Here is a 19,873-nt window from a genome sequence, read left to right on the forward strand (position 1 = left end):
CTCGAGGGCACCGGCTTCACCGGACGCGAGGTGCGCGAGGGCTTCGCGCTAGCCGCGCGCCAGTGGCCGATCGAGCTCGTGTTCTACGACAACCGCCGAGACCCCCGGCAGGCGCTCGTCAACGCCACGGACGCGATCGGCCGCAAGGTCGACCTCTACATCCAGTATCACGCGGACGCGCCGACGAACGCCGAGGTCGGGCGGCGGCTCCGCTCGGCCGGCATCCCGGTACTGGCGATCAATCATCCGGTGCTGGACGCTCCCCTCTACACCGTCGACAATCCAGCCGCGGGGCGGATCGCCGGCGAGGCGCTGGCCGACTTCGGCGCGCGCGCCTGGCGTGGTCACGCCCTCGTCGGCGTCGTCATCGGCCACCTCTCCGACGCCGAGGATCGCGTCCCGGAGCGCGCTCAGGGCGTGACGGAGGGGCTCAGGCGGCGCCTGCCGGCGCTCAGGGTCGTGTCGCTCGACACGCGGGGGAACCACGCCACGGTCGGCGCGCTCGTCGGCCGCCTGCTCGCGGCCGAGCCGCGGAGCAAGCTCCTCATCGCCGCGTTGGACGACACGACGGCGCTCACCGCCAAGACCGCGCTCGAGGCGGCGGGTCGCCTCGCGGACGGGGCGATCGTCGGCCACGGCGTGGACCGCTCGATCCACGGCAGTATGAGCGAGCGGAAGGAGCTGGACCCCGCGAACCGCGGGAGCATCGTGCTGGGCTCGGTGGCGTTCTACCTCGACCGCTACGGGTACGACGTCCTCCCGCTGGTGATGCGCATGCTGCGCGGCGAGCCCGTGCCGCCTCGCACGGCGACGCCCCACAAGCTCGTCACCGCCGCGAACGTCTTCGTGGAGTACCCGCCGTACGACATGCAGTGAGGCCGCGCGCCCTACCGGGGCGTGACGGGGATCGCGAAGAGGCCCTCGACGCCCTCCCCCGTCGCCGTGGGCGCACTCGCGAACGTGACGGCGCCGCCGCCGCTCAGCGAGATCACGGGATGGAGCCCGAACGAGGCGAGCCGGCCCCCGCCCGGCAGCGTGTCGCCCAGCGCAGCGACACGCTCGGCCCGGCCGGGGGCGATGATGAAGACGGCGACGCCCGCGGGACCGTGGTCGACCGACGCCGTGAAACCGACGGCACCCGTGCGGCTCAGCGACGGCCAGGGGCCGAAGTGCGCGAACGTGCCGCCCCCGGGCGCCTCCTCGTCGAGCGCGGCGACCTTGCGCGCCAGGCCGCCCTCGACGAGGACGACGGCCTGACTGGCGCGCGCACCCTTGAGGAGCGTGTGGAACGCCACCGCTCCGGCGTCGTTGAGGGCGATCCGCTCCGAGAACTTCACGAAGATCCCGCCGACGGGGCTCTCGTCGCCGGCGGCGACCAGCCTGCGGACGCCGTCGACGTCCGCGACGAAGAGGCCGCCGGGCGCCGCGGGCCCCTCGACCACCGCGGCGAACGCGACGGCGCCGCGACCGTTCAGGGCGGGCGGGCCGAACGCGGCGAAGGCGCCGCCGCCCGGCGCGGGCTCGCCCTGCGCGACGACCTTTACGAGGCCACGGCGGCGCGAGAGGTAGACGGCCTCGAGCGTGTCGCGCCCGCGCCGGACCGTCGCGAGGAACGCCACGTCGTCGCGGTCGTTCAGGGCGGGCGCGTCGAGCGCGGCGAGCGTGCCCGACGGAATCCCCGGCGCCGGGCGCCCGGCGACGGCGACGGCGCGCAGCGGCCGGCCGCTCGCCGCGAGGAAGATGCCCTCGACGGTCCCGCCGCCGGCGACGGCCGCGGCGAACGCCACCGAGCCGCTGGCGTTCAGCGCTGGGATCGGGTGCCTGGCGAAGCCCGAGAGCGTCCCGCCGGCGGGAGCGCGGTCGCCCTCGACGGCCACCTTGGTGAGCCGGCCGCCGGAGGCGAGGAACAGGCCTTCGCCGGCCGCGCCGCGGAGCAGCGACGCGAAGAACGCGACCTGCCCCCGATCGTTCACCGGCGCGACCACCGGCAGCGCCTCGACCCCGAAACGCTCGAAGGTGCCGCCGCCCGGCGCCGTTTGGCCCGCGAGCGCGACGGGCCGGAGCGCCGGGGCCTCGAGGGCGGACGCGGGCGTGAGGGCGAGGAGGAGCGTCGCGAGCGCGGTGCCTGGGCGGCGCATGCCGTGAGAATATAACGGCGCGATGCGTGCCCGCCAAATCACGCGATGGGTCACGCTCCTGGCGCTCCTCGCGCTCGGAGCCGTCGCGGCGTCCGAGCCCACGGATACACGCGCGCGCTTCACCCTGACCGGGGCCTGCTACTGCCGAGCGACGGGCGAGCTGCGGTGTCTCGGGGAGCTGACAGAGCGACAGTGTGGGACGCGCTGCGCGGACGAGCTGTGCGACGACTGGTTCTGGCTCGAGCGACGTTCCTGCTGGAACTGGGGCTACGGCGGGTGAGGCGCGCGGGGTGGGTCCACGCCCGCCGCGCGGCGGGCGTCGGGGCGCTCGCGCTGGCGCTCGCCGGCGCCGCGCCGGCGCCGTCCGCCGCCGAGACGAAGCTGCGCGTCGCCGCCACGCTCCCCGACCTCTTCGTCCTGACGCGCGCGGTCGCCGGCGAGGCGGCCACGGTCGAGCTGATCGCGCGCTTCGGCCAGAACCCGCACGACATGGAGGTGCGCCCGAGCCACATGCTGCTCCTGCGTCGCGCCGACGTCCTGGTGAAGAACGGCCTCGAGGAGGACGCGTGGGTCGAGGTGATGGTACGGGGCGCGGCGAACCCGAAGGTGATCCCGGGCTCGCGCAACGTCATCGACGCGTCCCAGGGCATCCAGGTCCTCAAGATCCCCGCCGGGCGCGTCGACCGGTCGATGGGCGACGTCCATCCGCTCGGAAGCCCGCACTACACGCTCGATCCGGACAACCTCGTGATCGTCACGCAGAGCCTCGCGGCCGGGCTCGCGCGTGCCGCGCCCGAGCACGCGCGCCTGTTCGAGGCGAACCGCCACACGCTCCTCGAGAAGATCGCGGAGGCGGACCGCCGCTGGAAGGCCACGCTGGCGCCCTTCCGCGGCGCCCGCGTGGTGAGCTTCCACGACAGCTGGCCCTACTTCTACCGCGCGTTCGGGCTGGTGGAGGGCGGCATCATCGAGGATCGTCCGGGGATCCCGCCGTCGCCGCAGCACCTGGCGTGGCTCATCCGCCAGATGCGCGACGAGAAGGTCAGGGTCATCCTGCACGAGAGCTGGTACCCGCGCGACATCACGGAGCGCGTCGCCCGCGAGACGGGCGCGCGCATGCTCGTCGTGCCGCAGACGCCGGGCGCCGTCAAGGGCACCGAGGACTACATCGCCCACATGGACTACCTGGTGGGCGCCATCGCCGACGCCCTCAGGTGACGCGCGGCTCAGCCCTTGCGCATGTAGGCGGGGACCTCGCCCGTCAGGAAGTCCTCGCGCCGCGGCGCGAAGACGTCGACGACCTCCGTGTCCTCCGGAAACCACGCCTCGTGCTCGACGTCGCCCGGAATGACTCCGAGGTCGCCCGGGCCGCACGTCCGCTTCTCACCGCCGAGGCGGAACTCCATCGTCCCCGAGACCACCCAGAAGATCTGCTCGTGGGGATGCTTGTGGGCCGCGGCGTGCGCGCCCGCCTTCATCGACCACCACACGACCATCTCCTTCTCGCCCGCGAGGACCCGGCGTGAGATCTTGTCCGTCACCTTCTCCTCGGGCAGGCGCTTGAGCGCGGCGAATCCCTTGAGCGTTGGCATCGATGGTCCCTCCCTCGTCACACGGAGCAGCAGGTCTTTCCTCGAATCGCGTCCCACCCCTCGCGCGCGATGATCGGCGTCATCGCGATCCCCGCCACCGGGTCCGCCCACCACCAGTCGAGCGCCGCGTTCAGGCCGAGGCCGACGAGCAGGATGGCCGACAGGCAGGCGCAAAGGCCTGTCTGCCGAGCCTCGGCCTCGAGCGCGCCGCTCCCGAGCCGGGTCGCGACGCGGCGCTTCCACCGCACGAGCAGCGGCATGACGACGAGCGAGAGGCCCGCGAGCGCCATCCCCACGACGGACCGCTCGGGCGCGCGGCCCTCCACGAGGAAGGCGGCGGCCTCGTAGAGCACCCAGGCCGCGAGCAGCAGGAAGCACGCGCCGATGATCCGGAGGGCCTTCAGGTCGCGCGCGGCCAGCGTGGGCTCCGCGCGAGCGCCCGACAGCGCCCAGAGCGCGGCCAGGCTCGCCGCGATCTCGATCCCCGAGTCGAAGCCGAAGCCGACGAGCGCGACGCTGCCCGCGAGCAACCCCGCGCCCACGGCCACGACGGCCTCAGCGGAGTTCCAGGCGACCGTCAGCCACAGGAGGCCCTTGGCCCGGCGAGCGACGCGTGCCCCGTCCGCCTGAGCGGGGGGCGGCGCGAGCGTCATGGTACGGCTCACGCTGCCACGCTAACGATCCGGGCCGCGCAGGTCAAGTGCCCGGGCGGGCGCCCCGTCAGTGACGCCCCGCCCGCCGCCATGCTAGGCTCGGACCCCGTCACGAGGAGGCGCCATGCCACGGCTCAAGATCGGCTTCATCCCCATCGAGGGTGGCCACTACTACAAGGAATCGCTCGAGGAGGTCACGCGCGCCGAAGCGCTCGGCTTCGACTCCGTGTGGATGGAAGAGCACCACTCGGTCACGAACCACTACTGGCCCTCGCCGCTCGCCGTCCTCGCCGGCTTCGCGACGCGCACGTCGCGCGTGACGCTCGGCACCGACATCGCCGTCGCGGCGTTCCACCATCCGGTGCGTCTGGCCGAGGACGTCGCGATGCTCGACGTGATGTCGGGCGGGCGCGTCACGCTCGGGATCGCGATCGGCTACAAGCCGGACGAGTTCGCCCTCTACGGCGTCCCGCTCGAGAAGCGTGGCGCCCGCTTCGAGGAGCAGCTCGCGATCATGAAGGGGCTCTGGAGCGGCGAGCGCGTGAGCGTGAAGGGCACCTATTACACGGTCGAGGGGCGCCTCGAGCCCGCGCCCGTCCAGAAGCCCCACCCGCCCCTCTGGATCGGCGGCTGGGGCGACATCACGCTCCGGCGCGCCGCGACGCTCGGCGACAATTGGATCCCGGGGCCGACCGCCGACCTCAAGCGCCTCCTCGACGGCAAGAAGCAGTTCCTCGAGCACCGCAAGGCGGCCGGGCGCACGGCGGCGATCACCGAGTGGCCGCTGACCCGCGACCTGATCATCGCCGACACCGACCGGAAGGCGCACGAGCTCGCCGAGGAGCACATCATGGTGGCCTACCGGAAGGAGTACGCCGGCGGCTGGCGTCACCCCTTCATCGACGCCTCGATCGCCACCGACCTCGACAAGCTGATGGCTGACCGTTTCATCATCGGCGGCCCCGAGCAGTGCATCCCCAAGATCCGGCGGTTCGTCACCGAGTACGGCATGACCCACCTGATCTGCCGGACGTTCTTCCCCGGCATGCCGCACGCCCACATCATGCGGGAGCTCGAGCTCGTGGCCAAGGAGGTGATGCCGGCATTCCGCTGAGCGACGTTTTGGTTGTAACGCCACGTAAAGATTGATAAACTATGCACTTGCGGGCACTTCGCCCGTGGATTGGAGTGTTTGGAGTGTGAGGGCGATTTCGCAGAGCGTCTGGCGGCTCGATCGATCCTACCAGTGGAACTATAGCCACACGCCGGCGCTGCCCCGGGCCCGGCGGGTGCCCCAGGGTCCGGGTGGCAAGCTCTTCGACTATCGCCTGAACAGTAGCCTCGGCATCTCGGCGGGTCCGCTCGTCAACGCCAAGTGGGTGGAGGCCTACGCGCGGCTCGGCTACGATATCCTGACTTACGCCACGGTGCGCTCGGCCTTCCACCCGGCGTGGGGCCTGCCGAACATCCGCAACGTCGAGAACCAGGAGCTGGCGGCGGTCGTGACCCGCCGCCCGCAGGCGACGCGCGCCCCCACGCTCGCGGTGTCCCTCGGCGGGCCCTCGATGGAGCCGGACGTGTGGCGGAAGGACGTGCGCCGCGCGAAGGAGCGGCTCGGCCCCGGTCAGATCCTGATCGTCAGCGTCGCGGGCACGCCGGGACCCGGCCGGGACGCGGACGCGCTGGTCCTGGACTACGCGCGCTGCGCGGCGTGGGCGGCGGAGAGCGGCGCCGACGCCGTCGAGGTGCACCTGGCGGTCCCCGATCCCTTCGCCGCGCAGCCGCAGATGATCTACGAGAACGCCCTGCTCGCCGCGCACATCGTCTACCGCGTGCGCGCCAGCGTCGCGGTGCCGGTCCTCGCCAAGCTCGGCGTCTTCCGGAGCCCGCGGGCCCTCCACGAGACCGCGACGAAGCTCGCCTCCTGGACGAGCGGCTTCGTGATGGTCCACGGCATCCATCGCCGCACCGTGGACGACAAGGGCAATCCGGCCTTCGAGGGCGAGGGGCGCGAGCGCGCCGACGTCGTCGGCCACGGCATCTTCCCCGTCGCGTCGCGCCAGGTCCTCGAGATGCTGGCGTGGCGCCGGGCGGGGGCGTGGGACCGCGCCGTACTGGCCGTGGGCGGCGTCTCGACCGTCGAGCGCGCCCACTACCTCCTGCGCGAGGGCGCCGACGCGACCCTGGTCGCCACCGCCGCGCTCTTCAATCCGCTGTTCGCCGCGCGCTTCCGCCAGGCGCGCGCCACCGCCGTCGCCTAGTTCCCTCGGAGGGGGGCTTCGCCCCCCTTCCGATACCTCCCCCCAGGATCGGTTGCGCGGGCGAAGCCCGCGCTCGACCTAGCGGCGCCCGAGCGCCTCGTGGATCCGGAGGGCCAGCGCGCCGAAGTCCGCGGACGCGCGCGAGGTCACGGTGCGCGGGCGCGCCAGGCCGACGGCGACGCCCGCGGCGACGCGGCCCGGGCGCGGCGTCAGCACCACGACGCGATCGGCGAGGAAGACCGCCTCCGCGATCGAGTGCGTCACGAAGACGATCGTCTTCCGCGCGCGGCTCCCCTCACCCCACACCCGGAGCAATTCGAGGTTCAGCTCGTCGCGCGTCATCGCGTCGAGCGCGCCGAAGGGCTCGTCCATGAGGAGGAGCGGGGGGTCGAGGAGCAGCGCGCGGCAGAGCGCGACCCGCTGCTGCATGCCGCCCGAGAGCTCGCGCGGCAGCTTCGCGCCGAACTCGCCGAGCCCGACGAGCGCCAGGAGCTCCTCGGCCCGGGCCCGGTGGCGCGCGGGATCGAGCCCGGCCAGCTCGGCGGCCAGCAGCACGTTGTCCACGATCCGCCGCCACTTGAGGAGGACGGGCGACTGGAAGACCATCCCGACCGCGGGAATGGGCCGCGTCACGGGCCGGCCGTCCACCGTGACCGCGCCCTGTGTCGCCGGGCGCAGCCCCGCGATGATGCGCAGGAGCGTGGACTTGCCGCAGCCCGACGGCCCGACGAGGGCGACGAGCTCGCCGCGGTCCACCGCGAACGAGATGTCCCGGAGCGCCTCGACCCGGCCGGACGCAGCCGGGTACGTCATGCCGACCCGGTCGAGGACGATCAACGCCTGGGCGGCTCGATCTTCGTCAGGAACTCGTTGGTGAAGACCTCGTCGCAGCCCACCCTCCGCGGCAGGTCGGGCATGTAGGAGTTCAGCAGCTCGACCGTCGCGCACATCTTCCCGCGGTCCACCCAGCCGATGCCGTTCTTCGCGTAGCGCTCGGTCTTCATCAGCTCGAGCCCGAGGAGCAGGTTGGGCTCGATGAGCGAGAGGTCGATCTCGGGCACGCGCTTCTTGAAGATCTCGAGCGCGGCCTTCGGGTTCTCCATGACGTCGCGCCAGCCCAGGTACGAGGCCGCCACGAAGTCGCGGAGGACCCTGGGGCGCTCGGCGAGCATCTTCTCGCCGGCGATGATCGACATCGAGTAGATGTCGAACCCGTGCTTGTACCACGGCATGCTGGCGACGTTCTCCCGGCCGAGCGCCTTCTCGTAGAAGGGCAGGCCCGTCAGATAGTCGGCGACGACGTCGGCCCGCTTCTCGGAGAGCGTGACGAACTTGGCCGCGGGCTCGATGCTGAGCCACTTCACCGTCGCGACGTCGATCCCGTGGAGCTTCGCGAACGCCGGGAAGAGCTGGCGCTGGGCGTCGCCCGGCGGCGCGGCGAGCGTCTTGCCCTCGAGGTCCTTCGGCCTCGTGATGCCGCTCGATTTCCACATCCAGAAGTTGAGCGGCGTGTTGTCGAAGACCGCGCCGACGATCTTCACCTTCGCCCCCTGCGCGATCCGGGGGACGACGACGGCCGCGTCGGCGAGGCCGATGTCGGCCCGGCCCGTGTCCACTTTGGCGATCGAGTCGCCGGAGCCCTTCGAGTTCTGCAGCTCGACGTCGAGCCCGCGCGCCTTGTAGTAACCCTTCTCGAGCGCCACCCAGTAAGCCGCGTGGTCACCGACGGCGAACCAGTTGAGCGCGAAGACGATCTTCTGGGCCGGTTGCGCCCCGGGGGCGGCGGCCGCCGCGAGGACGAGAGCGAGGGCGACGAGCACGAGACGCGCGCGTGTCATGGGGCCTCCCTTCACACCGTGTCGGCCCAGGGCGCCCACCGGCGCGCGGCCAGGCCCACCGCGCCGTAGAGCAGGAGGCCGATGACCGAGATCCAGAGGAGCGCGGCGAACGCCACGGGCGTGTTGAGATTCGTCTGCGCGTTCACGATGACCATGCCGAGCCCCGCCTGCGAGGCGACGAACTCGCCGACGATCGCGCCGACCACCGCCGCGGTCGCCGTGATCCGGAGCGCCGAGAGCACGTAGGGGAGCGCGTTCGGCAGCCGGATCTTCAGGAACACCTTCCACTTCGGCGCGCCGAAGACGCGCCCGAGGTCGAGGAGCTCCTCGTCCACCTGCGTGAGGCCGACCGCCGTGTTGATGACGACCGGGAAGAAGCCGATGAGCGCCGCGATCAGGACGTTGGGCACGAGGCCGTAGCCGAGCCACAGGAGGAAGAGCGGCGCGACGGCGACCTTCGGCAGCGTGTTCACGACGACGAGGAACGGCACCAGCGCCCGCGCGGCGGTCTCCGACCACGCGACGGCGACGCCCAGCACGACGCCGGCGACGCCCGCGAGGGCGAAGCCGCCGACGATCTCGAGCGTCGTGATCCAGATGTGCGTGTGCCACGGGATCTGGAAGCTCAGCGCGGCGCGGGCCACCGCCACGGGTCCGGGCAGCAGGTACTCGCGGATGCGCAGCAGCGGCGGGACGACCTGCCAGAGCAGGAGCAGCGCGCCGAATAGCACGAGCGAGGGAAGCCAGCGGCGGAGCGTCCGGGACTCCACGGCGCGCCCATAATACAGCGCCGTCGCTGTGCTACGCTACGGCGCGTGCGCTGGCTGATCGTGCTCCCGTTCGAGCGCCCCGGGCTCATGGGCATGGACTTCGCCGACGAGCTTCGGGCGCTCGGCCACGAGGTCCGCACGTTCGAGTACCGGAAGGACAACCCCCTCTACAAGAACCGGGGCACGAAGGCCGCCTACCAGATCTGGATCCTCCGGCGCCTCGAGCGCCTCTGCCTCGCGTGGCGCCCGTCGCTCGTGCTCGTCGTCAAGGGCGGGCCGATCACGCCGGGACTGATCCGGCGCGTGAAGACGCGGGTCGACACGCTCTTCCTGAACTTTTTCCCCGACAACCCGCTGTGGATGCTGCCGTTCGAGGCGATCGAGGCGTACGACCTCTTCTTCACCAAGGAGCGCTACGCGCTGCGGAGCCTCCAGCAGGCCGGTCTCCGGAACCTCCACTACCTGCCGATGTACTGCGTGCCCTCGGCGCATCACCCGGTCGCGCCGACCGACGACGAGGTGCTCCGCTGGGGTTCGCCGGTGTCGTTCGTCGGCAACCGCTACCCGTACCGCGAGCGGTTCGTGCGCGAGCTCACCGGGTATCCCCTGCGGCTCTGGGGGAACGGCTGGTCCGAGACCGGCGATCCCGCGATCCGCGCGCTCGCGGGGCCGCCGGTGTGGGGTCACGAGAAGCTCTGCGTCTACTCCGCGTCCACGCTGTCGCTGAACCAGCACCACCCGATGAACGACATCGTCGGCGTCAACACGCGCACCTTCGAGCTCGCGGCGGCGGCCGCCTGCCAGGTCGTGGACCTGAAAGACGACCTGCGCGACCTCTTCAAGCCGGGCGAGGAGGTCGTCGCGTATCGGGACCTCGGCGAGCTCCGCCGCGCGCTCGACTTCCACCTGGCCCACCCCGACGAGGCGCGCGCGATCGGCGCCAACGCGCGGCGGCGCGCGCTCGCGGAGCACACGCTGCGCCACCGGATCGAGGAGATCCTCGCCGCGGTGCACGAACGCTTCGGGGGGCGGGCGTGAGCGAGTCGCTCGCGCGGAGCCTCGTCTGCATCGACTGCGGCGCCGACCACGCGCTCGGCTACCGGCTCGAGTGCGAGCGCTGCCGCGGCCTCCTCGAGCTCCACTACGACGTCGCGCGGCTCGCGAAGGCCGGCCCGGCGATCTTCTCCGGGACCGGGCTCTGGCGCTACGCGCCGGTCCTGCCGATCGCGGACCCCGTCCACCGCGTGACGCTCGGCGAGGGCCAGACGCCGCTCCTCGACTGCCGGCGCCTCGCGCGGGACCTCGGCGTGCGCCGGCTCCTCGTGAAGTACGACGGGCCCAACCCCACCGGCACGGTGAAGGACCGCTCGTCGGCCACCGCGGTCGGCGCGGCCCTCCAGTTCGGCTACACGGCGACGTCGGTCGTGAGCTCGGGCAACGCGGGCTCGTCCATCGCCGCCTACTCGGCGCGTGCGGGGCTGCGCTCGCTCATCTTCGCGTACGAGCGCGCCTCGGCGCCGAAGCTCCTGCACATGGCGGCGACGACGTCGGATCTCGTCATCTACAAGGGCGTCTACGACGATCTGATCTCGCTCTGGGACCGGCTCGTCGAGGAAAAGCTCTTCTTCGACTGCGGCGCCTCGCGCAACGCCTACAAGCAGGAGGGCAAGAAGACGCTCGCCTACGAGATCGCCGAGCAGACGGGCTTCGTCCCGCCCGACGTCGTCGTGGCGCCCGTCGCCGTCGGCGAGACGTTCATCGCGACGGCGCGCGCGTTCCGGGAGATGCGTGAGGCCGGCTGGATCGCGAAGGCTCCGCTGATGGTCGCGGCCCAGGCGACGCGCGCCAATGCCATCGTCCGCGCGTTCCGCGAAGGCGGTGCGATCACGCCGCTCAAGATCGGCTACACGGTGGCCGAGGGCCTCGCCGCGGGGGACCCGGGGAAGAAGGGCGCCTGGGTGCTGCGGCTCCTTCGCGAGCAGAAGGGGCTCGCGGGCGACGCGGAGGACGCGGAGATCCTCGAGGCGCAGCGCCGGCTCGCGCGGACCGAGGGCGTCTGGGCCGGGCCCACGGGCGTCGCGACCCTCGCCGTCCTCGCGCGTCTCCTCGCCGCGAAGCGGCTCGACCCCGCGCAGACGATCTGCGTCATCGTGAGCGAGACGGGGCTCAAGACCGAGGCCGAGCCGCCGAGCCGCGCGGGCGCCGCGTTCGACTACGACTCGCTCCGGCGCCTCGTGACCGAGCGCCTCCGGTAGGTGCCGCTCCCGCGGCGCTTCTACCTGCGCCCCGCGCGCGCCGTCGCGCGCGACCTCCTCGGCTGCGTGGTCGTCTCGCGCCGCGGCGCCGCGCTGACCGCGGGGCGCATCGTCGAGACGGAAGCGTACCTCGGTCCGGAGGACGAGGCGTCGCACGCCGCGACGAGGCCCGGGAGCCGCGCGCTCTTCTACGGCGCGGGCGGCCACGCGTACGTCTACCTGAACTACGGCATGCACCACTGCCTCAACGCGATCGCGGGGCGCGCCGGGCGGCCGGGCTGCGTGCTGATCCGGGCGCTCGAGCCCGTCGCGGGCCTCGCGACGATGGCGCGCCGGCGCGGGGTCCGCGAGGACGCTCCGCGGCTCGCGAGCGGGCCCGGGAACCTGACGCGCGCGCTCGGCGTCAGCGTGCGGGACAACGGCGCCGATCTCACGGCCGGGCGTCTCACCGTCGAGCCGCCGGACCGGCCGCGCGACTTCCGCATCGCTTCGGGGCCGCGCGTGGGGATCACGCGCTCGGTCGGCCTGCGCCTCCGCTTCTGGCTCGCGGGCCACCCGTGCGTGTCGGGACGAGCCCGGCGCGGGAGCCGCGGGCGCGGCGCTGCCCGAGACCCGTAGCTTCTGGGCGTCGCTTCGGCTCGACCGCCCGCGGCGCCTACAGCGGATACGGCACGAATTCCCGCGCGACCTCGACCACGCCCGCGAAGCGCCGGCAAGCCTCCTCGGCGAGCGCGTCGAGCTCGCCGTGGTACTCGGCGGCGATGTGGGCCAGGATGAGCCGTCGCACGCCGGCGCGCGCGGCGATCTCCCCCGCGTCGGCCGCCGTCGAGTGGGCGCCGAAGCGGCCTCGATCCCGCTCGGGGAAGGTCGCCTCGTGGATCAGCGTGTCGGCGCCGCGCGCGAGCGCGACGACGGCGTCGCAGGGGCGCGTGTCGGACGAGTACACGACGCTCGACGCCCGTCCGGCGACGTCCACCCGCACGGCGACGTTCGGCATGTCGCCGTGATCGTTCGGCGACGTGCTCACCCGGAGCGACCCGAGCGCGAAGGCCGGCGCTCCCGCGTCGAGTGCTAGGCCGCGCAGCTCGAGCGGGAACGCCCCGGGACGGTCGCGGAGGCCGAAGAGCTCGAGGAGCGTCCGGAGCCGCTCGACGTGCTCCGGCCGGCAGGAGACGCTCAGCGCGTCCTTCCGCCCGAGCAATCGGAGGTTCTGCACGAGCGAGGGCAGCCCGTAGGCGTGGTCGGGATGGATGTGGGTGACGAGGACGTGGCGGAGGGCGAGCGGGTCCACGCCGGCCAGCCCGAGCTTCTGCACCGGGCTCCCGCCGCAGTGCACAAGCGCAGCACCCTCCTCGGCGACGAAGACGAGCGACGTCGTGTCGCGCGCGGACGACGGGACCGCGCCGGACGTGCCGAGGAAGGCGAAGCGCATCAGGGCTCCCGGCGCAGCGCCTCGGGATCGAAGAGCGCGTCGGGGAGGTCCGTGTTCGCGCGGACCGAGCGCACCGTGATCAGCATCAGGAGCTTGCCGTTCACGAAGAACTCCTGGCGGTACGGGAAGGCGAAGCCGCCGATGAGCGGGCGGTGCTCCGAGTACGTCCGGTCGATCAGCGCGACGCCGGTCGGCAGCGTCTCGCGCGCCACCAGACGGACGACGCCGTACTCGGGGTCGAGCCAGACCGCCGCCACGTCGCGCTCACCGGGCTTCGCGCCGATGACGGTCACCATCCGCCCGCCGGCGCGCTCGGCGTGGCTCACGTCGTCACGCACGCCGAGCGCGCGCCATTCGGCGAGGAGATCGGCGGCGGTGCGCTTCGCGGGCACGAGCAGGTGGACGCGGCTCCCGGCCCGATCGAGCGCGGGCATCTCGTAGAGCCGGCCGTCGGACCGCCGCACCCAGACGCGGTCGCCGATCGTGAGCTGGACCTCGCGCTGACCCTCGACGGTCTGCTCGAGGCGCTGGCGCAGGGGCAGCTTGAATAATACACGCTGCTCGCCCGTCGACTGGGGATGCCGGCCGCCCGGATCGTACAGGGTCAGGTTCTGGACGATGTCGAGGTCGGTGACGTTCACCGGGGCGAGCCGCGCCACGAACGCCTCGACCGCGGCGCGCGCGTCCTGCGCCGCGAGGCGACACGCGCCGGCGACCAGCAGCGCCAGAACCGAAACGAGGACGGCGGCGCGGACCACGTCCATGGTTATAATGGCTCGGTATCATGAACGCAAACCAAAGGAGTGGCTGTGCCTAGCGTAGACACCGGCATTCTCGCGCTCGTCTGGAACTCCGGGCCGATCGCCAAGGTCGTCCTCATCGTCCTGCTGGTCTTCTCGATCGGGAGCTGGGCTCTCATCGTGGAGAAGGCCTGGCAGCTCCGCCGCGTGCGGCTCCAGACGTTCGAGTTCCTCCGGGCCTACCGCGAGGGCCGCCGCCCGTCGGTCATCCAGGGCGCGGCGCGCAAGCTGCGGGAGAGCCCGCTCGCCCAGCTCTACAACGCCGCGTATCAGGAGGTCGCCGGCTTCTCGGAGGCCTCGGAGCGCGGCCTCGACGACGCCGACGACGGGCTCCCCGCCGAGCGGCTGGAGGCGGTGAACCGCGCGCTCCGCCGCGCCACGGCCCACGAGATCGCGCAGCTCGAGCGGTACCTGCCCTTCCTCGCGACGACGGCGAGCGCCACGCCCTTCATCGGCCTGTTCGGCACCGTCTGGGGCGTCATCGCCGCCTTCCACGGCATCGGCCAGCAGGGCTCCGCGAGCCTCGCGGTCGTGGCGCCGGGCATCTCCGAGGCGCTCATCGCGACGGCGGCCGGCCTCGGCGCCGCGATCCCGGCCGTCATCGGCTACAACTACTTCGTGAACCGCGTGAAGCACTGGGCGACCGAGATGGACGGCTTCACGCTCGACCTGCTGAACCTCCTGTCCCGGCCCGCGCCGAAGGTGGCGCGCTGAGCGCGATGGCGTTCAACGTCGAGCCCACCGGCGGCTCCCGGCGCATCGGCACGAACCTCGCCGAGATCAACATCATCCCGCTCGTGGACGTCGTGCTCGTCCTCCTGCTCATCTTCATGCTGACCGCGCCCATGATGTACCGCGGCATCGACGTGAACCTGCCGAAGGCCTCGGCGAAGCCGACCGCGGTCGAGGAGCGGATGGTCCTCACCGTCACGAAGGACCAGTCGCTCTTCCTGAACGACCGGCGCGTGGCGACGGGCGGCCTCGAGGAGGCGCTCCGCGGCGCGTTCGCCAACCGGACGGACAAGACGCTCTACCTCAAGGCCGACGCGGGCCTCGCGTACGGCACCGTGATCGAGACGATGGACCGCGTGCGCCGGGCCGGGATCGAGCGGCTCGGGATGGTCACCGAGCCGGCGCGGGAGCGCTGACCCCGCGCGACGGTCCCGCCAGTGAGACTGCGAGGGCGCCTCCATTTCGGCCCGGCTCTGCGGCGGCTCCGGCTGCCCCTCCGGCCCACGCTGATCTCGCTCGCGTTCCACGCGGTGTTCATCGTCGCGGTGCTCTGGGGCAACGCCGTGTGGGGCGACAGCCGGACGAAGACCGTCTACGTGAATCTCGTGCCCGCCGTCGCCGCCGCCGGTCTCCCGCCGCGGCCCGAGGACGCGGCGGCGCCCCCCGCGCGCCCGAGCCCGACCGAGCTCCCGCAGCGCGAGCCCGCGCGGGAGCTCCCCGCGCGCGACCGGCCGCGCGAGTCGCTGGCGCTGCCCGACCCGAGCCTGCCGCCCGCGCGCACGCCGGGCCTGCCGCGCCCGGACGACCGCGACCTGCCCCGCGCGGCGAGCACGCCGCGACCGGCGACCGCCCCGCCCGCGCCGGCGCCGCGGCCCGGCACGGCGCCGCCGCCCGGTCAGCCCGGCGGCTCCCCGCAGGGCGTCGGCGCGCTGACGCTGAACGTGTCCGACTTCCCCTACGCCTGGTACATCGCCGCGATCCACCGGAAGATCAAGGAGCGGTGGGACGGCTACGCGCTCGCGGGCCAGCAGCCCGCGGTCGTCTTCGAGATCGCGCGCGACGGAGAGCTCCGGGGGATCCGCGTGGACAAGAGCTCCGGCAACCCCTACTACGACCAGGCGGCCGTCCGCGCCGTGACGGAGGCGAACCCGTTCCCGCCGCTCCCGGTGGACTTCAAGAAGCCCGTGCTGACCGTCGGCCTGCAGTTCGCGTACGACCCCACGGCGGCGAGGTAGCCAAGTGAGACGAACGTGTGTCGCGCTCTCGATCGCCGTCGTCGCGCTCGCGGCGGTGGCCGCGCCGTGGTCCCGCACGCCCGCGCCCCGCGCGCAGGGCGTGGACGTCTACATCAACATCACGGGCGGCGGCAGCAAGAAGCTCAACATCGCGATCCCCGATTTCACGCCGACCACGGGCGCCGACCCCGCGGGCCTCGCGAAGCAGCTGACCGCGATCGCCGGCAACGACCTCACGTTCTCCGGTTTCTTCAGCGTGGTCTCGGGCACGGGCGCGATCCCCGCGAACAACCCCGACGCGCTCCGGCGGTCGTGGTCGGAGTTCGCCGCGGCCGGCGCCCACGCGGGCGTCCACGGCCTCCTGGCGCTCCGCGGCGAGCGCCTCGAGGCCGAGATGCGCCTGTACGACCTCACGACGTCCGAGCAGCGGCTCATCGCGACGAAGAAGTTCGAGGTGCCCGCGGCCCAGGCGCGCCGCCTCGCGCACAAGATCGCCGACGAGATCGTCCTCCAGTTCACCGGCGAGCCCGGCATCGCGGACACAAAGCTCGCGTACGTGCAGGGGCCGGCCGGCGCGAAGGAGATCTGGATGTCGGACTACGACGGCGCGGGCGCCGCCGCCGCCACGCGCAACGGGTCGATCAACCTCATGCCGGTCTGGAGCCCCGACGGCCGCTCGCTCGCGATCACGTCCTTCACGCAGGGCTACCCGGACCTCTATCGCGTGTTCCCCTTCGAGCGCCGCCCGACGCAGACGCTCGCGGCGTTCGTCGGGATCAACTCGTCGCCCGCGTGGAGCCCCGACGGCCGCCACCTCGCGCTCACACTCTCGAAGGACGGCAACCCCGAGATCTACGTGCTGACCATGGCCACCGGCACGCTGCGCCGGCTCACGCGCCACGCCGGCATCGACACCGAGCCCACGTGGTCGCCGACCGGCCAGCAGATCGCGTTCGTCTCGGACCGGAACGGGCAGCCCCACATCTTCGTGATGGACCTCGACGGCTCCAACGTGCGCGAGCTCACCGCGGGTGGCTTCCACACGCAGCCGCGCTGGTCGCCCAAGGGCGACGCGATCGTCTACACGCAGCGCCAGGGCACGCACGATCTCTGGGCGATCAACGCGGACGGCTCGGACCCGCGCCGCCTCACCACGGGACCCGGCGACAACCAGGGTGCGACGTGGGCGCCCGACGGACGCCACCTCGCGTTCCAGTCGAACCGGCTCGGCAGCTGGCAGGTCTTCGCGGGGACGCTCGACGGCGCGCCGCCGCTCCAGATCACCCAGGGGCCCGGCGAGCACACAAGTCCTGCATGGTCCCCGCGTCTGCCGTGATACGATGCCTCAGACTTTGTGAGCACGCCCTCGAGGCAATTAAAGGAGGCGTCATGGTCACGCGCCGTTTGAACCTGACGATGATGTCGCTCGTGCTGGTGGCAGTCATCTTCGTCGGCTGCGCGAAGCGTCCCGCGACCACGTCGGCGTCTGCGCCGCCGCCGGCCTCGCCTCCCGCCGCCGCCGGTCCGGGGCCGTCCGGGCCCGCCGGTCCCACCGGTCCCGGTGGTCCGCCGCCCTCGACGCCCGGTCCCGCGCCGCGCGCGGCCACGGTGCGGCCGGCGCCGGGCGAGTTCATGTCGATCGCCGAGCTGAAGGACGTCCACTTCGACTTCGACAAGTACGACATCGGTGCCGACGACGCGAAGGTCCTCGACGCGAACGCCTCGTGGCTGAAGTCCAACGCGAACCATCTGGTCCTGATCGAGGGCCACTGCGACGAGCGCGGCACCAACGAGTACAACCTGGCGCTCGGCGAGCGGCGCGCGAAGTCCGCGATGAACTACCTCGTCTCGCAGGGTGTGCAGGCGAGCCGCATCACGATCATCAGCTACGGCGAGGAGCGTCCGCTGTGCACCGAGCACAACGAAGCGTGCTGGGCCAAGAACCGGCGCGCCCACTTCCTCGTCAAGCCGCGCTGAGCCCCGCCGCGCATTCCGCGAGGAGGAGGACCGCGGTCCTCCTCCTCGTTTTCGTTCTGGCGGCGGGTGGCTGTGCGAGCGCGGCCGAGGTCACCGGCGTCGCGCCGCAACAGGACCTCCAGGAGCTCCGCACCGACCTCTTCGAGACCCGCGAGACCGCGCGGCGCGCGAAGACCGACGTGGACGCCCTCGCGGCGCGGCTCGAGCGCCGCGCGCGCGAGCAGGACGCCGAGGCGGAGCAGCAGTCGAAGGCGCTGGCGGACCGGTTCGACGCGCTCACGAAGAGCCTCACCGCCCTCAAGTCCCGCGTCGACGAGCTCGCCGCGGGCGTCGAGAAGCTCCGCGCCGCGATGCCGCCGCGCCCCGTCGTCCCACCGCCGCCCGCGGCGCCGGCCCCGCCGCCGCCCGCGCCCGCGGGTCCGCCGCGCCCGACCACGGGCGCGCTCCAGCCCCAGGACGTCTACCAGGCGGCGTACATCGACATCAGCAAGGGCAGCTATTCGCTCGCGATCGCCGGCTTCCGTGAGTTCCTGCGGCGCTATGCCGAGCACGACCTCGCGGGCAACGCGCAGTACTGGCTCGGCGAGGCGTACCTGAGCCTCGCGCGCGGCTACGCGTCCGGCGACCCGGACAAGGTGACCGACGCGCTGAACCAGGCCGTGCTCGAGTTCAGGAAGGTGCTGGCGAACTACCCGCGCAGCGAGAAGGCGCCGACCGCGCTCTACAAGGAAGCGCTCGCGCTGATCGAGCTGAAGCAGCCCCAGGTGGCGCAGCAGCGCCTGCAGTACCTCCTGGACAATTTCCCGCAGGCCGAGGAAGCGCCGCTCGCCCGCGAGCGGCTGACCGCGCTGAAGAAGTAGTCCGCCGCCCCGCTACTCGTCGACGCCGAAGACCCACACGACCGTCATGTCGCGCTCGGGCGCGTGGTAGACCATGACGCTCGCGTCCGGCTGCTCGGTGTCGGCGGAGCTGACGAGCACGGGGCTCTCGAGGACGACGGGTGGGGATGCGTCCTGCCACCGCCAGAGCGTCGCGGCGACGAGGAGCGCGGCGAGGAGCGCGCCGCCGAGCGCCCAGCGCGCGCTCCAGGCCCGGCGGGGCGCCGCCGCGGGCACGCGCCGCGCGGTCTCGATTCCGCGGAGGACGCCGGGCCAGAAGTCGGTCCAGTCGGGCTCTCCGGAAACCGCGGCCGGCCTCAGGGCGCGCTGGAGCAGCGCCTTCATGCGCTGCAAGGTCTCGGCCTCGCGCCCGCAGGCGGCGCACTCGGCGAGGTGGCGCTCCGCGGACGCCGCCGCGGCGACGTTGAGGGCTCCGTCCAGGTAAGCAGAGAGCCGGCGGCGGATCCTGAAGCACGTCAGCACGGCTGTTGGACGGCGCCGCCCCCTCCCCGTATTCTCATGCCGGCATGATACCCGAAGCGCCCGTGAGCCTGGCGGCGGCGGCCGGCGTGGCCCTCGAGGCCCGGCTCGCCGTGCCGCCCGGGGCGCAGGGCGGCGTGGTGATCTGTCACCCCCATCCGTTGTACGGCGGCGACATGGAGAACCCGGTGGTTGTGCGCGCCCAGGAAGTGTGCGCCGGGCTCGGCCTCGCCACCCTCCGCTTCAACTTCCGGGGCGTGGGAGGCTCGAGCGGAGCCCACGGCGGGGGCGTCGGCGAGCAGGAGGACGCCCGGGCCGCGCTGGACGCCCTGGCCCGCCAGCCGGGCGTCCGGACGCTCGCGATCGCGGGCTACTCGTTCGGCGCGTGGATCGCCGCGCTCGCCGCCGGCCGCGACGCGCGCGTCGCGGCCCTCGCCCTCATCGCGCCGCCGCTCACCGCGTACGACTTCGGCGTCGTGGAGGGCAAGCGTGCGCCGACGCTCGCCGTGTGCGGGAGCGCCGACCCCTACTGTCCGGTGGCCGACTTCCGGCGCTTCACCGCGCGCTTCCCGTGGGTCGCGTCGGCCGTGATCGACGGGGCCGACCACTTCTTCCTCGGCAAGCTCTACCCGCTGGGCGAGGCGGTGCGCGACTGGGCGCGGCGGCACGTGGCGCCCGACGGCGTCGCCTGAACCAGGCGGAGCACGTCGACCGCCGGCTTTGCCGGCGCAATCGGTTCGGAGCCTCGGCCACCGACGGTGACCGGTGGGGGGTGTCGGGGGGAAGCGGCGTCGCTCCCCCCGACGTTGGTCAGACGCGCGGCAGGCGGGCG

General features: G+C 72.9%; 24 protein-coding genes. 15 read left to right on the forward strand and 9 right to left on the reverse strand.

Annotated elements, in window-relative coordinates; genetic code table 11:
* Nucleotides 1-876, forward strand: an 876-nt coding sequence (locus VKG64_00005; GenBank protein ID HKB23403.1) for a sugar ABC transporter substrate-binding protein, incomplete at its 5' end; no start/stop codon positions are given.
* An 11-nt stretch (nucleotides 877-887) separates the two neighbouring features.
* Here the strand turns inward: VKG64_00005 and VKG64_00010 are convergent.
* Nucleotides 888-2,138 carry a choice-of-anchor tandem repeat NxxGxxAF-containing protein gene (locus tag VKG64_00010; protein HKB23404.1) on the reverse strand — a complete coding sequence of 417 codons (1,251 nt, stop codon included), beginning with the start codon at nucleotides 2,136-2,138 and terminating at the stop codon, nucleotides 888-890.
* A 22-nt stretch (nucleotides 2,139-2,160) separates the two neighbouring features.
* On the opposite strand from VKG64_00010, the gene VKG64_00015 reads away from it, so the two are divergent.
* Both VKG64_00015 and VKG64_00020 read left to right on the forward strand, forming a co-directional pair.
* Nucleotides 2,161-2,418 carry a hypothetical protein gene (locus tag VKG64_00015; protein HKB23405.1) on the forward strand — a complete coding sequence of 86 codons (258 nt, stop codon included), beginning with the start codon at nucleotides 2,161-2,163 and terminating at the stop codon, nucleotides 2,416-2,418.
* Nucleotides 2,415-3,356: a metal ABC transporter substrate-binding protein gene (locus VKG64_00020; protein HKB23406.1), complete on the forward strand. Its 942-nt coding sequence runs from the start codon at nucleotides 2,415-2,417 to the stop codon at nucleotides 3,354-3,356. Before VKG64_00015 ends, VKG64_00020 begins: the two co-directional genes overlap by 4 nt.
* Before the next feature lie 8 nt (nucleotides 3,357-3,364).
* Here the strand turns inward: VKG64_00020 and VKG64_00025 are convergent, their stop codons facing one another.
* Together VKG64_00025 and VKG64_00030 are read right to left on the reverse strand one after the other, a co-directional pair.
* The gene (locus tag VKG64_00025) at nucleotides 3,365-3,730 is read right to left on the reverse strand and encodes a cupin domain-containing protein (GenBank protein ID HKB23407.1); all 366 of its coding nucleotides are present in this window, start codon (nucleotides 3,728-3,730) and stop codon (nucleotides 3,365-3,367) included.
* 17 nt (nucleotides 3,731-3,747) lie between these two features.
* Complete coding sequence (locus VKG64_00030) at nucleotides 3,748-4,383, reverse strand: cation transporter (protein HKB23408.1); 636 nt, start codon at nucleotides 4,381-4,383, stop codon at nucleotides 3,748-3,750.
* A gap of 124 nt (nucleotides 4,384-4,507) precedes the next feature.
* Between VKG64_00030 and VKG64_00035 the strand changes: the two genes are divergently transcribed.
* Nucleotides 4,508-5,497, forward strand: coding sequence for an LLM class flavin-dependent oxidoreductase (locus tag VKG64_00035; protein HKB23409.1), 990 nt, complete (start codon nucleotides 4,508-4,510; stop codon nucleotides 5,495-5,497).
* Between the two features lie 85 nt (nucleotides 5,498-5,582).
* A complete protein-coding gene (locus VKG64_00040) occupies nucleotides 5,583-6,644 on the forward strand; it encodes a hypothetical protein (protein HKB23410.1) in 1,062 nt (353 codons plus the stop codon).
* Nucleotides 6,645-6,722: 78 nt separating this feature from the next.
* Here VKG64_00040 and VKG64_00045 read toward each other — a convergent pair whose 3' ends face one another.
* Genes VKG64_00045 through VKG64_00055 form a run of 3 tightly spaced genes read right to left on the reverse strand, consistent with a single transcriptional unit; the run spans nucleotide 6,723 to nucleotide 9,252 of the window.
* The gene (locus VKG64_00045; protein ID HKB23411.1) at nucleotides 6,723-7,457 is read right to left on the reverse strand and encodes an ABC transporter ATP-binding protein; all 735 of its coding nucleotides are present in this window, start codon (nucleotides 7,455-7,457) and stop codon (nucleotides 6,723-6,725) included.
* Nucleotides 7,458-7,477: 20 nt separating this feature from the next.
* Complete coding sequence (locus VKG64_00050; protein ID HKB23412.1) at nucleotides 7,478-8,482, reverse strand: ABC transporter substrate-binding protein; 1,005 nt, start codon at nucleotides 8,480-8,482, stop codon at nucleotides 7,478-7,480.
* A gap of 11 nt (nucleotides 8,483-8,493) precedes the next feature.
* On the reverse strand, nucleotides 8,494-9,252 hold the full coding sequence (locus VKG64_00055) for an ABC transporter permease (protein ID HKB23413.1): 759 nt from the start codon (nucleotides 9,250-9,252) through the stop codon (nucleotides 8,494-8,496).
* A gap of 45 nt (nucleotides 9,253-9,297) precedes the next feature.
* On the opposite strand from VKG64_00055, the gene VKG64_00060 reads away from it, so the two are divergent.
* The 3 genes from VKG64_00060 to VKG64_00070 are packed head-to-tail and all read left to right on the forward strand — an operon-like array spanning nucleotide 9,298 to nucleotide 12,125.
* The gene (locus tag VKG64_00060; GenBank protein ID HKB23414.1) at nucleotides 9,298-10,290 is read left to right on the forward strand and encodes a glycosyltransferase; all 993 of its coding nucleotides are present in this window, start codon (nucleotides 9,298-9,300) and stop codon (nucleotides 10,288-10,290) included.
* Nucleotides 10,287-11,507 carry a pyridoxal-phosphate dependent enzyme gene (locus VKG64_00065; protein HKB23415.1) on the forward strand — a complete coding sequence of 407 codons (1,221 nt, stop codon included), beginning with the start codon at nucleotides 10,287-10,289 and terminating at the stop codon, nucleotides 11,505-11,507. The genes VKG64_00060 and VKG64_00065 overlap by 4 nt, the downstream gene beginning before the upstream one ends.
* On the forward strand, nucleotides 11,508-12,125 hold the full coding sequence (locus tag VKG64_00070) for a DNA-3-methyladenine glycosylase (GenBank protein HKB23416.1): 618 nt from the start codon (nucleotides 11,508-11,510) through the stop codon (nucleotides 12,123-12,125). It begins immediately after the preceding gene.
* 37 nt (nucleotides 12,126-12,162) lie between these two features.
* Here the strand turns inward: VKG64_00070 and VKG64_00075 are convergent, their stop codons facing one another.
* Together VKG64_00075 and VKG64_00080 are read right to left on the reverse strand one after the other, a co-directional pair.
* The gene (locus tag VKG64_00075; protein ID HKB23417.1) at nucleotides 12,163-12,939 is read right to left on the reverse strand and encodes an MBL fold metallo-hydrolase; all 777 of its coding nucleotides are present in this window, start codon (nucleotides 12,937-12,939) and stop codon (nucleotides 12,163-12,165) included.
* Nucleotides 12,939-13,703 carry a hypothetical protein gene (locus VKG64_00080; protein ID HKB23418.1) on the reverse strand — a complete coding sequence of 255 codons (765 nt, stop codon included), beginning with the start codon at nucleotides 13,701-13,703 and terminating at the stop codon, nucleotides 12,939-12,941. The genes VKG64_00075 and VKG64_00080 overlap by 1 nt, the downstream gene beginning before the upstream one ends.
* A gap of 45 nt (nucleotides 13,704-13,748) precedes the next feature.
* On the opposite strand from VKG64_00080, the gene VKG64_00085 reads away from it, so the two are divergent.
* From VKG64_00085 to bamD, 6 genes are read left to right on the forward strand one after another with little or no spacing between them, the layout of a single operon-like run.
* Nucleotides 13,749-14,453 carry a MotA/TolQ/ExbB proton channel family protein gene (locus tag VKG64_00085; protein ID HKB23419.1) on the forward strand — a complete coding sequence of 235 codons (705 nt, stop codon included), beginning with the start codon at nucleotides 13,749-13,751 and terminating at the stop codon, nucleotides 14,451-14,453.
* Nucleotides 14,454-14,458: 5 nt separating this feature from the next.
* Nucleotides 14,459-14,887, forward strand: coding sequence for a biopolymer transporter ExbD (locus tag VKG64_00090; protein HKB23420.1), 429 nt, complete (start codon nucleotides 14,459-14,461; stop codon nucleotides 14,885-14,887).
* A gap of 21 nt (nucleotides 14,888-14,908) precedes the next feature.
* Nucleotides 14,909-15,706: an energy transducer TonB gene (locus VKG64_00095; GenBank protein HKB23421.1), complete on the forward strand. Its 798-nt coding sequence runs from the start codon at nucleotides 14,909-14,911 to the stop codon at nucleotides 15,704-15,706.
* A 4-nt stretch (nucleotides 15,707-15,710) separates the two neighbouring features.
* Nucleotides 15,711-17,042: a hypothetical protein gene (locus VKG64_00100; protein HKB23422.1), complete on the forward strand. Its 1,332-nt coding sequence runs from the start codon at nucleotides 15,711-15,713 to the stop codon at nucleotides 17,040-17,042.
* Between the two features lie 53 nt (nucleotides 17,043-17,095).
* Nucleotides 17,096-17,683 carry a peptidoglycan-associated lipoprotein Pal gene (gene pal / locus VKG64_00105; GenBank protein ID HKB23423.1) on the forward strand — a complete coding sequence of 196 codons (588 nt, stop codon included), beginning with the start codon at nucleotides 17,096-17,098 and terminating at the stop codon, nucleotides 17,681-17,683.
* The gene (gene bamD / locus VKG64_00110; GenBank protein HKB23424.1) at nucleotides 17,635-18,543 is read left to right on the forward strand and encodes an outer membrane protein assembly factor BamD; all 909 of its coding nucleotides are present in this window, start codon (nucleotides 17,635-17,637) and stop codon (nucleotides 18,541-18,543) included. The genes pal and bamD overlap by 49 nt, the downstream gene beginning before the upstream one ends.
* A 12-nt stretch (nucleotides 18,544-18,555) precedes the next feature.
* On the opposite strand, the gene VKG64_00115 is transcribed toward bamD, so the two are convergent.
* Complete coding sequence (locus VKG64_00115; GenBank protein HKB23425.1) at nucleotides 18,556-19,044, reverse strand: zf-HC2 domain-containing protein; 489 nt, start codon at nucleotides 19,042-19,044, stop codon at nucleotides 18,556-18,558.
* A gap of 44 nt (nucleotides 19,045-19,088) precedes the next feature.
* Between VKG64_00115 and VKG64_00120 the strand changes: the two genes are divergently transcribed.
* Nucleotides 19,089-19,733: an alpha/beta fold hydrolase gene (locus tag VKG64_00120; GenBank protein ID HKB23426.1), complete on the forward strand. Its 645-nt coding sequence runs from the start codon at nucleotides 19,089-19,091 to the stop codon at nucleotides 19,731-19,733.
* The last annotated feature ends 140 nt before the right edge of the window (nucleotides 19,734-19,873 follow it).

The organism is Candidatus Methylomirabilota bacterium (genome assembly GCA_035260325.1).
Taxonomy (GTDB): domain Bacteria; phylum Methylomirabilota; class Methylomirabilia; order Rokubacteriales; family CSP1-6; genus AR19.

Coding starts and splice junctions, on each gene's coding strand:
- VKG64_00010 (HKB23404.1), bottom strand. CDS start 2,138: ATGCGCCGCCCAGGCACCGCGCTCGCGACGCTCCTCCTCGCCCTCACG.
- VKG64_00015 (HKB23405.1), top strand. CDS start 2,161: ATGCGTGCCCGCCAAATCACGCGATGGGTCACGCTCCTGGCGCTCCTC.
- VKG64_00025 (HKB23407.1), bottom strand. CDS start 3,730: ATGCCAACGCTCAAGGGATTCGCCGCGCTCAAGCGCCTGCCCGAGGAG.
- VKG64_00030 (HKB23408.1), bottom strand. CDS start 4,383: ATGACGCTCGCGCCGCCCCCCGCTCAGGCGGACGGGGCACGCGTCGCT.
- VKG64_00035 (HKB23409.1), top strand. CDS start 4,508: ATGCCACGGCTCAAGATCGGCTTCATCCCCATCGAGGGTGGCCACTAC.
- VKG64_00045 (HKB23411.1), bottom strand. CDS start 7,457: ATGACGTACCCGGCTGCGTCCGGCCGGGTCGAGGCGCTCCGGGACATC.
- VKG64_00050 (HKB23412.1), bottom strand. CDS start 8,482: ATGACACGCGCGCGTCTCGTGCTCGTCGCCCTCGCTCTCGTCCTCGCG.
- VKG64_00075 (HKB23417.1), bottom strand. CDS start 12,939: ATGCGCTTCGCCTTCCTCGGCACGTCCGGCGCGGTCCCGTCGTCCGCG.
- VKG64_00080 (HKB23418.1), bottom strand. CDS start 13,703: ATGGACGTGGTCCGCGCCGCCGTCCTCGTTTCGGTTCTGGCGCTGCTG.
- VKG64_00090 (HKB23420.1), top strand. CDS start 14,459: ATGGCGTTCAACGTCGAGCCCACCGGCGGCTCCCGGCGCATCGGCACG.
- pal (HKB23423.1), top strand. CDS start 17,096: ATGGTCACGCGCCGTTTGAACCTGACGATGATGTCGCTCGTGCTGGTG.
- VKG64_00120 (HKB23426.1), top strand. CDS start 19,089: ATGATACCCGAAGCGCCCGTGAGCCTGGCGGCGGCGGCCGGCGTGGCC.